This is a genomic window from Rhodococcoides corynebacterioides NBRC 14404, assembly GCF_001894765.1.
Classification (GTDB): domain Bacteria; phylum Actinomycetota; class Actinomycetes; order Mycobacteriales; family Mycobacteriaceae; genus Rhodococcoides; species Rhodococcoides corynebacterioides.
In genome coordinates, this window is sequence record NZ_BCWV01000004.1 from 344,256 (window position 1) to 359,201 (window position 14,946).

General features: G+C 70.8%; 14 protein-coding genes. 10 read left to right on the forward strand and 4 right to left on the reverse strand.

Annotated elements, in window-relative coordinates; genetic code table 11:
• Nucleotides 1-4: 4 nt before the first annotated feature.
• From RC2_RS10930 to RC2_RS10940, 3 genes are read left to right on the forward strand one after another with little or no spacing between them, the layout of a single operon-like run.
• Entirely contained in the window at nt 5-556 is a 552-nt protein-coding gene (locus tag RC2_RS10930) for a bifunctional adenosylcobinamide kinase/adenosylcobinamide-phosphate guanylyltransferase (RefSeq protein WP_082895418.1), read from the forward strand.
• Complete coding sequence (gene cobT, locus RC2_RS10935) at nt 553-1,608, forward strand: nicotinate-nucleotide--dimethylbenzimidazole phosphoribosyltransferase (protein ID WP_068146737.1); 1,056 nt, start codon at nt 553-555, stop codon at nt 1,606-1,608. The genes RC2_RS10930 and cobT overlap by 4 nt, the downstream gene beginning before the upstream one ends.
• Nucleotides 1,605-2,345 (forward strand): adenosylcobinamide-GDP ribazoletransferase, encoded by a 741-nt coding sequence (locus RC2_RS10940; protein WP_068146743.1) that lies wholly within the window; start codon nt 1,605-1,607, stop codon nt 2,343-2,345. The genes cobT and RC2_RS10940 overlap by 4 nt, the downstream gene beginning before the upstream one ends.
• Here RC2_RS10940 and RC2_RS10945 read toward each other — a convergent pair.
• Both RC2_RS10945 and gcvT read right to left on the reverse strand, forming a co-directional pair.
• Nucleotides 2,331-3,446, reverse strand: a complete 1,116-nt coding sequence (locus tag RC2_RS10945; protein ID WP_068147163.1) for a branched-chain amino acid aminotransferase — start codon at nt 3,444-3,446, stop codon at nt 2,331-2,333. The genes RC2_RS10940 and RC2_RS10945 overlap by 15 nt on opposite strands.
• Nucleotides 3,447-3,505: 59 nt before the next feature.
• Nucleotides 3,506-4,606: a glycine cleavage system aminomethyltransferase GcvT gene (gene gcvT, locus RC2_RS10950; protein WP_068146747.1), complete on the reverse strand. Its 1,101-nt coding sequence runs from the start codon at nt 4,604-4,606 to the stop codon at nt 3,506-3,508.
• 34 nt (nt 4,607-4,640) lie between these two features.
• Here gcvT and RC2_RS10955 point away from each other — a divergent pair, with 34 nt between their 5' ends.
• Nucleotides 4,641-6,200: a leucyl aminopeptidase gene (locus RC2_RS10955; protein ID WP_082895419.1), complete on the forward strand. Its 1,560-nt coding sequence runs from the start codon at nt 4,641-4,643 to the stop codon at nt 6,198-6,200.
• Nucleotides 6,201-6,243: 43 nt separating this feature from the next.
• On the opposite strand, the gene RC2_RS10960 is transcribed toward RC2_RS10955, so the two are convergent.
• Entirely contained in the window at nt 6,244-6,579 is a 336-nt protein-coding gene (locus RC2_RS10960) for an oxidoreductase (RefSeq protein WP_068146756.1), read from the reverse strand.
• A 307-nt stretch (nt 6,580-6,886) separates the two neighbouring features.
• On the opposite strand from RC2_RS10960, the gene sucB reads away from it, so the two are divergent.
• From sucB to RC2_RS10985, 5 genes are all read left to right on the forward strand, one after another.
• Nucleotides 6,887-8,770, forward strand: coding sequence for a 2-oxoglutarate dehydrogenase, E2 component, dihydrolipoamide succinyltransferase (sucB, locus tag RC2_RS10965; RefSeq protein WP_068146757.1), 1,884 nt, complete (start codon nt 6,887-6,889; stop codon nt 8,768-8,770).
• A gap of 169 nt (nt 8,771-8,939) precedes the next feature.
• Nucleotides 8,940-9,827, forward strand: a complete 888-nt coding sequence (locus RC2_RS10970) for a TIGR01777 family oxidoreductase (RefSeq protein WP_068146759.1) — start codon at nt 8,940-8,942, stop codon at nt 9,825-9,827.
• Between the two features lie 35 nt (nt 9,828-9,862).
• Nucleotides 9,863-10,618 (forward strand): lipoyl(octanoyl) transferase LipB, encoded by a 756-nt coding sequence (gene lipB, locus RC2_RS10975; RefSeq protein WP_068146760.1) that lies wholly within the window; start codon nt 9,863-9,865, stop codon nt 10,616-10,618.
• Between the two features lie 69 nt (nt 10,619-10,687).
• Entirely contained in the window at nt 10,688-11,722 is a 1,035-nt protein-coding gene (lipA, locus tag RC2_RS10980; RefSeq protein WP_068146762.1) for a lipoyl synthase, read from the forward strand.
• 94 nt (nt 11,723-11,816) lie between these two features.
• A complete protein-coding gene (locus RC2_RS10985; RefSeq protein ID WP_068146765.1) occupies nt 11,817-12,575 on the forward strand; it encodes a DUF4191 domain-containing protein in 759 nt (252 codons plus the stop codon).
• A gap of 60 nt (nt 12,576-12,635) precedes the next feature.
• Here RC2_RS10985 and RC2_RS10990 read toward each other — a convergent pair whose 3' ends face one another.
• The gene (locus tag RC2_RS10990) at nt 12,636-13,109 is read right to left on the reverse strand and encodes an RDD family protein (RefSeq protein WP_068146768.1); all 474 of its coding nucleotides are present in this window, start codon (nt 13,107-13,109) and stop codon (nt 12,636-12,638) included.
• 203 nt (nt 13,110-13,312) lie between these two features.
• Here RC2_RS10990 and glnA point away from each other — a divergent pair, with 203 nt between their 5' ends.
• Entirely contained in the window at nt 13,313-14,749 is a 1,437-nt protein-coding gene (gene glnA / locus RC2_RS10995; RefSeq protein WP_068100346.1) for a type I glutamate--ammonia ligase, read from the forward strand.
• Nucleotides 14,750-14,946: the final 197 nt, after the last annotated feature.

The window sequence follows — 14,946 nt, forward strand, 5'->3', positions numbered from 1 at the left end:
GGCGATGCCGCGGACCCTGGTTCTCGGCGGTGCCCGGTCCGGCAAGTCCGGCCGCGCCGAGGCGCTGGTGGCCGACGAGCCGTCGGTGCGGTACGTGGCCACCGGACGTCGCGACGCGCGGGACGCCGAGTGGGCGGACCGCATCGAGCGACACCGTGACCGACGCCCGGCGCACTGGACCACCGTGGAGATCGGGCACCATCGAGACCTGGTGACGACGCTGCGGACGGGCGGTGTCACGCTCGTCGACGATCTCGGTACGTGGTTGGCCGGGGCCTTCGACGATCTGAACGCCTGGGAGGCTCCGCGCGGCACCGTGACGGCGGCGGCCGACGACCTGGTCGCCGCGGTCGCCGACCGATCCGACACGCTGGTGATGGTCACGCCCGAGGTGGGGATGTCCGTCGTCCCCGAATCACGGGCGGGTCGCCTCTTCCGCGACGAGATCGGCGCGCTGAACGCCCGGCTCGCCGAGCTGTGCGACCGCGTGGAACTCGTCGTCGCCGGACGTTCCCTCGTTCTCCCCCACCCCGATCACGGACGGAGCCCCCGGTGACCGACACCGCTCCCCTCTTCGACCCCGTCGACCCGCCCGATGCGGCGGTGGCTCGGCAGGCGCACGATCGGCAGGCGTCGCTGACCAAGCCGGCCGGCTCCCTGGGCCGACTCGAGACGCTCGGCGCCTGGGTCGCGTCGTGTCAGGGCACCTGCCCGCCGCGGCCGTTCGAGCGCGCCCGCGTCGTGGTCTTCGCCGGCGATCACGGCGTGGCCCGGCACGGCGTCTCCGCGTATCCGCCCGAGGTGACGGCGCAGATGGTGGCCAACATCCGGGCGGGCGGCGCGGCGGTGAACGCTCTGGCTGCGGTCGCCGGCGCGACGGTCCGCGTGGTCGACGTGGCGGTCGATGCGGACACCGACGCCGCCGTGAGCGACCGCAAGGTACGACGCTCGTCGGGCTCGATCCACCGCGAGGACGCGCTGACCGACGACGAGGTCCGGGCCGCGCTGCTGGCAGGCAAGGCGATCGCCGACGAGGAGATCGACGGCGGTGCGGACCTGCTGATCGCGGGTGACATGGGCATCGGCAACACCACGCCGGCGACGGTGTTGATCGCGGCGATCACGACCACCGAGCCGGTCGCGGCCGTCGGTCGCGGTACCGGCGTCGACGACGCCGGGTGGATGCGCAAGACGGCGGCCATCCGCGATGCGCTGCGGCGAGCCCGCCCCGTGGTGAAGGACCCCGTGGCGCTGCTCCGCACGTCGGGTGGCGCCGATCTGGCCGCGATGACCGGGTTCCTGATCCAGGCGGCGGTGCGACGTACGCCGGTGGTGCTGGACGGGCTGGTGGTCTCCGCCGCGGCGCTGGTCGCGCACGATCTGTCGGTCGGCGCGTCGGCGTGGTGGGTGGCGGGACATCGCTCCACGGAGCCGGCGCACGCCCTCGCTCTGGCTCACCTGAGGCTCGAGCCGCTCGTCGATCTGTCGATGCGCCTCGGCGAGGGGTCGGGGGCCGTGGTGGCGCTGCCGATTCTCTCCGGGGCCGTCGCGACGCTCGCGGAGATGGCGACCTTCGACGACGCCGGTGTCAGCACGCGAGACGCATGAACCTGCGTCTGGCCCTGACGTGGACGACGGTGGTGCCGCTACGGGGACCGTCGTCCGTCACGCGTGACGACGCCCGACGCGCGATCGCCGCGGTCCCTCTGGTCGGCGTCGTGCTCGGCGCCGTGGCGACCGGGATCCTGGTGCTCGCCGACGCCGCGTCGCTCCCCCCCGTGCTCGGCGGCATCCTCGCCGTCGCCGCACTGGCCCTGCTCACGCGGGGCATGCACGTCGACGGCCTCGCGGACACCGCGGACGGCCTGGGGTGCTACGGGCCGCCCGAGCGCGCGCGCGAGGTGATGAAGTCCGGCGGCGCGGGACCGTTCGGCGTCGCCGCCCTGGCCGCGGTCGGCGGCGTGCAGGCGGTGGCCTTCGGGGACCTGGTGGCACGCGGCCATGCCCTGTCCGTGATCGCCGCGGTCACGGTCGCGCGGTGCGCGGTCGTGCTGGCGTGCCGCGCCTCGATCCCCGCGGCCACGACGACGGGCTTCGGTGCGCTCGTCGCCGCGACACAGGGACGGATCGCGGTTTCGGCGTGGTGCGTCGTCGCGATCGCCGTCGGTGCCGCGGTGGCCGCGCCCTGGTGGCAGGGTGCGATCGCGGTGGCTCTCGCGCTCGCTGCGGCGACGCTGCTGGTGCGCCACTGCGTTCGCCGCTTCGGCGGGCTGGTCGGCGACGTGTTGGGGGCGACGATCGAGGTCACGACCGCCGTCGTCGCCGTCGGGCTACTGGTCGGCTGACCGGAGCGTGCTCATCCAGCCGTGGATGTCCGCGAACGTCCCGCGCTGGATCCCGGTGAGGGTGTCGCGCAGGGCCATGGTGACCTCGCCCGGCTCGCCGCCGCCGACCACGAACTCGCCCTCGGCGGACTTGACGCGTCCCACCGGGGTGATGACGGCCGCGGTGCCGCAGGCGAACACCTCGGTGATCTCGCCGGACTCGGCCTTCTTGCGCCACTCGTCGGTGGAGATGCGCCGCTCCTCGACCGCGAATCCGGCGTCGGTGGCGAGGGCCAGCAGGGAGTCGCGGGTGATGCCCGGCAGCAGCGATCCGGACAGCGACGGGGTGACCAGACGAGCGTCGGCACCGGAGCCGAAGACGAAGAACAGGTTCATCCCGCCCATCTCCTCGACGTAGTGCCGCTCGATCGCGTCGAGCCACACCACCTGGTCGCACCCCTGGTCGGCGGCCTGGGCCTGCGCGAGCAGCGACGCGGCGTAGTTGCCGGCGAACTTCGCCGCACCCGTTCCGCCGGGGGACGCGCGAACGTACTCCGTGGACAGCCACACGCTGACGGGCTTCACACCGCGCGGGAAGTAGGCCCCGGCGGGCGAGGCGATGAGCAGGTAGCGGTAGGACGACGCCGGCCGAACTCCGAGACCCGCCTCGGTGGCGAACATGAAGGGACGGAGGTACAGCGCGTCCTCACCACCGGCCACCGGGACCCAGCGATGATCGACCGCGAGCAATTCCTCGATGGACCGGCGGAAGAGCTCCGCCGGCAGGGCGGGCATCGCCAGGCGCGCGGCCGACGACTGCAACCGGTCGGCATTCGCACCCGGCCGGAACGACGCGAGGCTGCCGTCCGGCTGCCGGTAGACCTTCAGGCCCTCGAAGATCGCCTGCCCGTAGTGCAGGACCATCGCGGCCGGATCGATCGGGAAGGGCGCGTAGGGGGTCACGACGGCGTCGTGCCAGCCGCGGTCGGTGTCCCAGTCGATGCTCACCATGTGATCGGTGAAGTGCACGCCGAAACCGGGAGCCTCGAGTACCGCGGCCAGCGCCTGCTCGGAGGCAGGTGACGGGTGCGCGTGACGCGTGAACTCCAGGTGAGCGGTCATGCGAATCATCCTAGGACACCAGGTCCAGCGGTTTGTCGGCGCTCACGGGCGCGCGGCGGTCACCTCACGTGCGACTCGACGAAGGGCGGTCGGACCACCTCGCAGGCCACGGCGCGACCCCGGACGTCCACCTCGACGGCGTCGCCGACGGCCACGCCCGCCGCCGTGTCCACCAACGCGAGGGCGATGCCGACCTTGAGACTCGGCGAGAAGGTGCCCGACGTCGTCGTCCCCACGGGCTCGCCGTCGCGCAGCACCGCCAGCTCGGCTCGCAACACACCGCGACCGACGGCGCGCAGACCGACGAGAGTCCGCGGTGCACCCGTGTCCTTCTGCGCGAGCAGGGCGTCCTTGCCGTGGAACGCCGGCTTGGACCATCCGACGGCCCACCCGCACCGGGCTTCGAGCGGGGTGATGTCGACGGACAGTTCGTGACCGTGCAGCGGGTAGCCCATCTCGGTGCGCAGCGTGTCCCGCGCGCCCAGCCCCGCGGGCTGTCCGCCCTCGGCCCGCACCGCGGCCAGCAACGCTTCCCACAGCGGCGCCGCGGTGTCCCACTGCGGCAGCAACTCGTAGCCGTGCTCGCCGGTGTAGCCGGTGCGGCAGACCCGCACCTCCCCGTCGCCGAAGGGCACGTCCTCGAACGCCATGTACTCGAGCGACGACGGCAGGCCGACGGCCGCGAGCACGGCGGCGGAGCGCGGCCCCTGGACGGCCAGCACGCCGCGGCTGCGATGAAGGGACTCCACCGTCACTCCCGACGGGGCGTCGGCCGCGAGGACGTCGACGACGGCGGCGGTGTTGGCCGCGTTGGGGACGAGGAACACCTCGTCGGCGGACACGACGTACGCGATGAGGTCGTCGATGACGCCGCCGGATTCCGTGCAGCACAACGTGTACTGCGCCCGGCCGGGTCCGATGCGGCCGAGATCGTTGGTCAGGACCGCGTTCACGTGGTCCGCGGCGCCCGGTCCGCGGACGACGGCCTTGCCGAGATGGCTGACGTCGAACAGTCCGACGCCGGTGCGCGTGGCGGTGTGTTCGGCGACGGTCCCGGCGTACGAGACGGGCATCGACCATCCGCCGAACGACGCGAACGTCGCTCCCAGCGCGACGTGGGCGTCGTGGAGGGGTCCCTGCTGCAGTGCGACATCGCTCATGAGGGGCAACGCTAGCGCCTGCCCCGCCCGGACGATGCCTGTCGGTCCGCCGCCCTACGATCGAGGTCTTCGACCGCCCGCCGACCCACAGGAGTCACCACTCGTGAGCAGCACACCCGGACCCGACCTGGTCCTCGCCGGCACCGTCGACAAGGCCGCCGACGCCATCCTCGTCGGACTCGAGACCACCGCGGGCGACCCGCGGCTGATCGGCGACCATTTCCTGGGCGACGCCGCCCGGGACGTCCTCGCCGGCCTCGTGGCCGTCGGCGCCACCGGTCGCCGCGATCAGGTGCACCGCATCCCCGCCCCGTCCTCGCTGCCGGTCGCCTCCGTCGTGAGCGTCGGGCTCGGCGGTGCCGACGACAGGTCGGAGGACCTCGTCCGCGCGGCGGCGGGAACGGCCGCGCGCGCGCTCACCGGAATCGGCCACGTCAGCACCACCCTCGCGCCGGCCGGGCTCGGTGCGGTCGCCGAGGGGCTGGTGCTCGGGGCGTACCGCTTCACCGAGTTCACGAAGCCCGCCGAGGACGACGCACCGTCCCTCACCCGGATCGACCTGCTGGTCGACTCCCCACGGGACAAGCAGACCAAGGCCGACCTGACCCGCGCGGTCGCCGTGGCCGAGGCCGTCGGGGTCGCGCGTGATCTGGTGAACACCCCGCCGAGCCACCTCTTCCCGGCCGAGTTCGCCGAGCGGGCGCGCACCCTCGGGTCCGCGGCCGGACTGTCCGTCGAGGTGCTCGACGAACGCGCGCTCGAGCGCGGCGGATACGGCGGCATCGTCGGTGTCGGCAAGGGGTCCTCGCGTCCGCCGCGTCTGGTGCGACTGTCCTGGACCGGCGGCAAGAAGAAGGCGCCGTCCGTGGCCCTGGTCGGCAAGGGCATCACCTTCGACACCGGCGGCATCTCCATCAAGCCGGCCGCCGGAATGGAGAACATGACCTCCGACATGGCCGGCGCGGCGGCGGTCGTCGCCACCGTGGTGCTCGCCGCGAAGCTGGAGCTGCCGGTGAACGTCACCGCCACCGTGCCGATGGCCGAGAACATGCCGTCGTCCACGGCGCAGCGGCCGGGCGACGTCCTCACCCAGTACGGCGGCACCACCGTCGAGGTGATCAACACCGACGCCGAGGGTCGACTCATTCTCGCCGACGCGATCGTGCGGGCCTGCGAGGACGAGCCCGATTACCTCATCGACACCGCCACGCTCACCGGAGCGCAGATGGTCGCGCTGGGAACGCGCACGCCGGGCGTCATGGGAACGGAGGCGTTCCGCGACCGCGTGGCAGCGATCTCGCAGCGGGTCGGCGAGGGCGGATGGGCCATGCCGATGCCGCGCGAGCTGCGCGCGGACCTGGACTCGCGAGTGGCCGATCTGGCGAACGTCACCAACCACCGGTGGGGCGGCATGCTCGTCGCCGGCCTCTACCTGAAGGAGTTCGTGGCCGAGGGGGTCCAGTGGGCCCACATCGACGTCGCCGGTCCGGCGTTCAACACCGGTGGACCGTTCGGCTACACCCCCAAGGGCGGCACCGGCGTCCCGGTTCGCACCATGATCGCCGTCCTCGAGGACATCGCCGAGCACGGCTGATCGGCACGGCAGAGTCTCGGAACCGCCGACGCGAGTGGGGCGCTCAGGCACCCTGTTCGCGTCGGCGGATGATCTTCTGTCGGGCGTCGTGGTCGCGCATCCGCTGGGGGTACCCGACCTTGCGGACGTCGTAGACCGGGATCTTCAGGTCCTCCCCGAGTTTCCGGGCGCCCTTCGCGCCGCCGACGGCTCGCCGGGTCCACTCACCGTCCTTGGCCACCAGCACGACGGTGATCGGGGTGACCGTGGTCTCCGGTTCCACGAACGCCTCCACTCCGACCCGCGCGGCCGTCCAGTCCGCGAGGTACTGGCGGTCGCTCGTCGTCGCACCGCCCCCTCGTCGTCCGCCCGATCGCCGCAACCTGTCGAACAGTCCCACTGTCTCGCTCCCGCCTCGTTCGTGTCGTCGTCTGCGTCGTCGTCGGTGCACGTAATGCACGTAAACGCTCTCGTCCCATCATCCAGACGCCGCGCCGACCCCGCCGGGCGCGCCGCACGGCGGGAAGTGACAGGATGGGTCCGCACGCGCGTGAACCACCTCACGCTGCGGGTCGAGGGTCGTGGAGGCAACTCATCCGACGGCCCCCGTTCCGGCAGCCGACTCGGGGCACGCGCCGCACCGCACGCGACCACGAGTCGGCACCAGCCGTTACACCCGCACAACAACTGTCGAGGAGTCAACAGACATGACCTTCTCCGTCCAGATGCCAGCTCTCGGTGAAAGCGTCACCGAGGGAACTGTCACACGGTGGCTGAAACAGGAGGGGGACACGGTCGAAGTCGACGAACCCTTGCTCGAGGTCTCCACCGACAAGGTCGACACGGAGATTCCCTCTCCGGCCGCGGGTGTGTTGACCAAGATCGTCGCGCAGGAGGACGACACCGTCGAGATCGGTGGTGAGCTCGCCGTCATCGGCGACTCGGCCGACGACGCCGGCAGCAACGACGATTCCGGCAACGACGACTCCGCCACCGACAGCGACGACAGCGACGACGAGGCGAACGCTGCCCCGTCCGACGCCGCCGAGAAGGCATCCGTCGAGGGTGAGGACGAGGCCGACGCTCCGGCACCGAGCTCCTCCTCCGACGACTCCGGCAGCACCGATTCCGGGTCCGGCGACGGCACCCCGGTCACCATGCCGGAACTCGGCGAGTCGGTCACCGAGGGCACCGTCACCCGCTGGCTCAAGGCCGTGGGCGACGAGGTCGCCGTCGACGAGCCGCTGCTCGAGGTCTCCACCGACAAGGTCGACACCGAGATCCCCTCCCCCGTCGCGGGCACGCTCCTCGAGATCTCCGCCGAGGAGGACGACACCGTCGAGGTCGGCGGACAGCTCGCCGTCATCGGCTCCGGTGCGCCGGCCAAGTCCGAGAAGGCGCCCGAGCCGAAGCAGGAGGCTCCCAAGGAGGAGCCGAAGGCCGAGCCCAAGGCGGAGCCGAAGGCGGAGGCCGCTCCGGCCGAGCAGAAGTCGAAGCAGGCCGACCCCGAGCCCGCCGGTGAGCACTACACCCCGGAGCCGAAGTCGGAGTCGAAGTCCGAGAACAGCTCCGGCGGCGGCGAGAAGCCCGCGTCGGACTCCTCGTCCACCTCCACCGGGTCCAGCCCGTACGTCACCCCGCTGGTGCGCAAGCTCGCCGCGGAGAACGACGTCGACCTGAACTCGGTCACCGGCACCGGTGTCGGCGGCCGCATCCGCAAGCAGGACGTCCTCGCCGCTGCGGAGGCGAAGAAGGCTCCCGCGACGCAGGAGTCCGCTCCGGCGCAGCAGGCCCCCGCCGCCTCGGCGAATCAGGCCCCGTCCTCGTCGGCCCCGTCCACCGCGGGCGTGCGTCCGGAACTCGCGCACCTGCGCGGCACCACGCAGAAGATCAACCGCATCCGGCAGATCACGGCCAAGAAGACCCGCGAGTCCCTGCAGACGTCGGCTCAGCTGACGCAGGTGTTCGAAGTCGACATGACCCGCATCGCCGCGCTGCGCACCCGTGCCAAGGCCGGCTTCAAGGACCGCGAGGGCGTGAACCTCACGTTCCTGCCGTTCTTCGCCAAGGCCGTCGTCGAGGCGCTCAAGGTGCACCCGAACGTCAACGCGAGCATCGACGAGGACAAGAAGCAGATCACCTACTACGACTCGGAGCACCTCGGCATCGCCGTGGACACCGAGCAGGGTCTGCTCTCGCCGGTCATCCACAACGCCGGTGACCTGTCGCTGGCCGGTCTGGCCCGCGCCATCGCCGACATCGCCAACCGCGCCCGCTCCAACGGCCTCAAGCCCGACGAGCTGTCCGGTGGCACGTTCACCATCACCAACATCGGCAGCCAGGGCGCGCTGTTCGACACCCCGATCCTGGTGCCGCCGCAGGCGGCGATGCTGGGCACGGGTGCGATCGTCAAGCGTCCCGTGGTGGTCACCGACGCCTCCGGCGCGGAGTCCATCGGTGTCCGGTCGATGGCCTACCTGCCCATGACCTACGACCACCGCCTGGTCGACGGTGCCGACGCCGGTCGCTTCCTGACCACCGTCAAGCAGCGCCTCGAGGACGGTGCGTTCGAGGCCGATCTGGGCCTGTAGTCGCCGGACCGTCGTCGGCTCGGCCGGGTGGGTACCGTCGGGTACAGCCCCCGGCGGTCGACGCGGTCCGCTTCGACGCTCGACTGCACGAGGGGCATCCGCCGAGGCGGATGCCCCTCGTGGCGTTCCGGCTCCATTCGCGTTCCACCAGCACAGGAGGCCCGTCACCGTGCGTGTCGTCGTCGCCGGTTCGTCCGGCTTGATCGGAACTGCTCTCGTCGCGTCGTTGCGCCGGGCGGGGCACGACGTCGATCGGTTGGTGCGGCGTCCGGCCGCCGGCCCCGACGAGATCACCTGGAACCCGGCGGAGGGCCGGCTGGACGAGTCGGCGTTGTCCGGCGCGGACGCCGTCGTCAACCTGTGCGGCGTCGGCATCGGCGACAAGCGGTGGACGGGTGCGTACAAGCAGGCCATCCGGGACAGCCGCATCGAGCCGACGGAACTGCTCGCGCGCGCCGTCGTGGCGGCGGGAGTGCCGGCGCTGATCAACGCCAGCGGCATCAACTTCTACGGGGACACCGGTGACCGCGTGGTCGACGAGACCGCTCCGGCCGGCTCCGGCTTCCTTGCCGAGGTGTGCCGGGACTGGGAGGGGGCGACGTCGTACGCCGCCGAGAACGGCGTCCGGGTGGTCCTGTTGCGCAGCGCGGCCGTGCTGTCCCGCCACGGCGGGATGATGGGCAAGCTCCGCCCGCTCTACAAGCTCGGTCTCGGTGGTCGCCTCGGCAGCGGCCGGCAGTACTTCCCGTGGATCTCGCTGACCGACGAGGTGCGGGCCATCGTGTTCGCCGTCGAGAACACCGAGATCCGCGGGCCGGTGAATCTGCAGGGTCCCGCGCCGGTCACCAACGCGCAGTTCAACAGCGCGATGGGCCGCGCTGCCCACCGTCCCGCACCCTGGGTGGTGCCCGGTTTCGCCATCAGCGCCCTCATCGGGGAGTTCGCGAACGAAGCCATCCTGGCCAATCCGCGCGCCATTCCCGCGGTGCTCGAGAAGCACGGCTTCACGTTCGAGCACAACACCATCGGCGAGGCGCTCGCCGACACCGTCGGCTGATCTCCGGTGCCCGGCGCGGGCGTAGAATCCGACCGATGAGCCGCCCGATCCGTCTGGAGTCCACGCCCGTCGACGTCCGCCGTCTCGGCACCGTCGACTACGTCGAGGCGTGGGAATTGCAGCGTCGGGTGGCCGATCGCCGAGCGCAGGGACTCGGGCAGGACGAGTTGCTGCTCCTCGAGCATCCGGCGGTGTTCACGGCCGGCCGCCGGACCGCGCCGGAGGATCGCCCCGCCGACGGCACGCCGGTCATCGACGTCGACCGTGGCGGCAAGATCACCTGGCACGGCCCCGGCCAGCTGGTCGGCTACCCCATCGTCCGTCTCGCGGAGCCGGTCGACGTGGTCCGGTACGTGCGCCTGATCGAGGAAGCGCTGATCTCCTTCTGCGGCGAGCTGGGGCTGACGACCGGCCGGGTCGAGGGACGATCCGGTGTCTGGCTCGCGGCCGGCCCCGTTCACGGCGTGTGGCAGCCCGAACGCAAGGTCGCCGCGATCGGCGTGCGCGTGCAGCGCGGCGTCGCCCTGCACGGCTTCTCCCTCAACTGCGATGCGAGCCTCGACGGCTTCGGCGCCATCGTGCCGTGCGGCATCGCGGACGCGGGGGTGACGACGCTGACGGCGGAACTCGGACGATCCGTCACCGTCGAGGACGTCACGCCCGACGTCACGCGGTGGATCGTCGACGCCCTCGACGGCCGCCTCGAGGTGACCGATCGGGAACTCGACCGCACCCCGTCCGCGGAGAATGCGCCTGCGGCACCGCAGTTCACCACCACCGTCTTCCGCTGACTCGTCGGCCGGTCGCGGCGGGACCCCGAGCGCGAACCCGGCGGTTCGGTCGGGCGTAGGATCGGCCCGGTGACCGTCGCACCCGAGAACCCCGCACACGCCCCGAACGGACGCAAACTTCTCCGCCTCGAGATCCGAAACGCGGAGACCCCGATCGAACGCAAGCCGTCGTGGATCAAGACCCGCGCCAAGATGGGCCCCGAGTACACCGAACTCAAGGGCCTCGTGAAGCGCGAGGGACTGCACACGGTGTGCGAGGAGGCGGGGTGCCCCAACATCTACGAGTGCTGGGAGGACCGCGAGGCCACGTTCCTCATCGGCGGTGAGCAGTGCACCCGGCGGTGCGACTTCTGCCAGATCGACACCGGCAAGCCGGCCGATCTGGACCGCGACGAGCCGCGACGGGTCGCCGAGTCGGTGCAGGCGATGGGTCTGCGCTACTCCACGATCACCGGGGTGGCGCGTGACGATCTCGAGGACGGCGGCGCCTGGCTCTACGCGGAGACCGTCCGGGAGATCAAGCGGCTCAATCCCAACACCGGAGTCGAGCTGCTGATCCCCGACTTCAACGCCGACCCCGACCAGCTCGCCGAGGTCTTCTCGTCGCAGCCGGAGGTGCTCGCGCACAACGTCGAGACGGTCCCCCGCATCTTCAAGCGCATCCGCCCCGCGTTCCGGTATCAGCGCAGCCTCGACGTCATCACCGCGGCGCGCGACGCCGGCCTGGTCACCAAGTCCAACCTCATCCTGGGCATGGGCGAGACCCCCGAGGAGGTCACGCAGGCGATGCAGGACCTGCACGACGCCGGTTGCGACATCCTCACCATCACCCAGTACCTGCGGCCGTCGCCGCGGCACCACCCCGTCGAGCGGTGGGTCAAGCCGGAGGAATTCGTCGAGCACTCCGCCGCCGCCGAGGCCATGGGCTACGCCGGCGTGATGGCCGGACCGCTGGTGCGCTCGTCGTACCGCGCCGGTCGCCTCTACGCCCAGGCGATGGCTCATCACGGCCGTCCCATCGCGGAGAACATGGCGCACCTCGGCGAGGCCGGCTCCGCGTCGCAGGAGGCCAGTTCGTTGATGGAGCGTCTCGCCGCTCGGTGACGGCCGGCCGCCCGATTCGTCCCCCGGCCCGCCCCCGCTCCCGCGGGTGGCGGGCCGTTCGGTTCCCCGGCCGTCGGGGCCTATCCTGGACGTCATGGCATCGACGAAGACCGGCAGATCCGGCTCCGGTAAACCCACCAAGGAAGCCAAGGCCGCCGCCAAAGCCGCACGCAAGCAGGCCTCCAAGGAGCGGCGCGCTCAGCTGTGGCAGGCGTTCCAGATGCAGCGCAAGGAGGACAAGCTCCTCCTGCCGCTGATGATCGGGTCCGTCGTCGGCATGACGGTGCTGTTCTTCCTGATCGGCCTGGTCTTCGGCATCGAGTGGTTGCTGCTGCCGTTCGGTCTGCTCATCGGCGTCCTGGTCGCCTTCGTCATCTTCGGCCGTCGGGTGCAGAAGTCCGTCTACGGCAAGGCGGACGGGCAGGCCGGCGCCGCGGCGTGGGCGCTCGACAACCTGCGCGGCAACTGGCGCGTGAAGACGGCCGTCGCCGGGACCGCGCAGCTCGACGCCGTGCACCGTGTCATCGGGCGGCCCGGCATCGTGCTCGTCGCCGAGGGATCGCCCACCCGCGTCAAATCCCTGCTGGCACAGGAGAAGAAGAAGATCGCCCGCTTGGTCGGCGACACCCCGATCTACGACGTGGTCGTGGGCAACGGCGACGGCCAGGTGCCGCTGTCGGGCCTGCAGAAGTTCCTGACCAAGCTGCCTCGCAACATCGACGCCAAGCGCATGGACACCATCGAGGGCCGACTCGCCGCGTTGGGCACCCGCTCGGGCCCGCCGTTGCCGAAGGGTCCGATTCCCGGCGGCGCCAAGATGAAGGGCATGCAGCGCACCATCAAGCGCCGCTGACCCGGCCCGGCGGGATACGACCCGGTTCCCGCACTCGACGACGGCGCTGCCGGTTCCCGCTCAGCGGGCGACCAGCAGCGCCGTTCCCGTGGCGCGGTCGTGCATGCCGCGGCTGTCGATGTCGGAGATGACCGCCGGCACGACCGTGGTGAGGAACACCTGACGCACCAGGGCACGAACGAAGCCCACGCGGGCGGGCCCGTCGATTCTCGCGACCTGGATACCCATGATCAGCTGGCCGGGCGTGAACGAGAACAGGCCGACACCCACCACGCCGAGGACGAACCAGACACCCAGCGTCGCCGTGGACAGGTAGCCGCCGTCGAGTGCGGCGCCGAGGAACAGCGCGGACACGCCCATCGACATCAGCCAGTCGATCGTCAGCGCCGCGACCCGGCGCGGGGTGGCGGCGAGCGAGCCGCGACCGGTCTTCGGGAGCCCGAGGTACTCGCCCTGGTAGGCCTGCTTGTCGTGGTCGCCGCCGGGGTGTGCGGCCGCCGGGCCGGACAGCCACGATCCTGTCGCGCGCGCCATCAGCGGACACTGCCGGTGTACACGTGGTGAGCCATTGCTCCAGGATAGGTGGTGCTCCGTGGCCACCTCGGCCGTAACACCGACGAAACACGGGCTTGACGGTCAGGCAACACCGCTTCCCTACCGTCGTGCCTCGACGGAGCTGCCGCGCATCCGGTGACGGATCGTCGCGGATCGGCACTCGACACAGAAGGAGCACAAGCGTGGCTTTCACCACGGCCGAAGAGGTCATCAAGTACATCGCGGACGAGGACATCGAATACGTCGACATCCGCTTCACGGACCTCCCGGGCATTCAGCAGCACTTCTCGATCGCAGCGAAGGCGTTCACCAAGGACACCCTCGAGGACGGCCTCGCCTTCGACGGTTCGTCGGTCCGCGGCTTCCAGTCGATCCACGAGTCGGACATGATGCTGCTTCCCGACTACGGCACGGTGCAGATCGACCCGTTCCGTCGCGCGAAGACGCTGAACATGGACTTCTTCGTCCACGATCCGTACACGCGTGAGTCCTACAGCCGCGACCCCCGCAACGTCGCACGCAAGGCCGAGGAGTACCTGGTCTCGACGGGCATCGCCGACACCGCGTACTTCGGTCCCGAGGCGGAGTTCTACATCTTCGACTCGGTGCGCTACGACTCGCAGATGAACGGCGCGTTCTACGAGCTCGATTCGAGCTCCGGCGCCTGGAACACCGGCGCCGAGGCCGAGATCGACGGCTCCCCCAACCTGGGGTACAAGGTTCGCCCCAAGGGCGGGTACTTCCCGGTCGCTCCGTACGACCACTACGTCGACCTGCGCGACGCGATCTCCACCAACTTGCAGAACGCGGGCTTCGAGCTCGAGCGCGGCCACCACGAGGTGGGCACCGGCGGCCAGCAGGAGATCAACTACAAGTTCAACACGATGCTGCGTGCGGCCGACGATCTGCAGCTGTTCAAGTACATCGTCAAGAACACCGCGTGGCAGCACGGCAAGTCGGCCACCTTCATGCCCAAGCCCCTCTTCGGCGACAACGGCTCCGGCATGCACGTGCACCAGTCGCTCTGGAAGGACGGCAAGCCGCTCTTCTACGACGAGAAGGGCTACGCGGGTCTGTCGGACCTGGCTCGTCACTACATCGGCGGCATCCTGCACCACGCCCCGTCGCTGCTGGCGTTCACCAACCCGACGATCAACTCGTACCACCGTCTGGTGCCGGGCTACGAGGCCCCCATCAACCTGGTGTACTCGGGCCGTAACCGCTCCGCCGCGGTGCGCATCCCGACGACGGGCAACAACCCGAAGGCCAAGCGCCTCGAGTTCCGCGCCCCCGATGCGTCCGGCAACCCGTACCTGTCGTTCGCCGCGCAGATGATGGCCGGTCTCGACGGCATCAAGAACAAGATCGAGCCGCTCGCTCCGGTGGACAAGGACCTCTACGAGCTCCCGCCGGAGGAGGCCAAGAACATCCCGCAGGCTCCCACCTCGTTGCCGGCCGTGATCGACCGCCTCGAGCAGGATCACGAGTACCTGACGGCCGGTGGCGTGTTCACCACCGACCTGATCGAGACCTGGATCTCGCTCAAGCGCGAGTCGGAGATCGCCCCGGTGAACCTCCGTCCGCACCCCTACGAGTTCCAGCTGTACTACGACTGCTGATCACTCGATCACACCTCGAACGCCCGGCCCGGATCCTTCCGGCCGGGCGTTCGGCGTTCCCCGGGTGGTCTCGATCCGGTCGCCGATATCGCCGTTTCCGTTTGTCTCGGCATCGATCGGGGTAGAAGTGGAAACGTCCCGATGGGCGTGGGTGCCGATCCACCCGCAGATCCGGACGGCGCAGTGCACACGTGCCG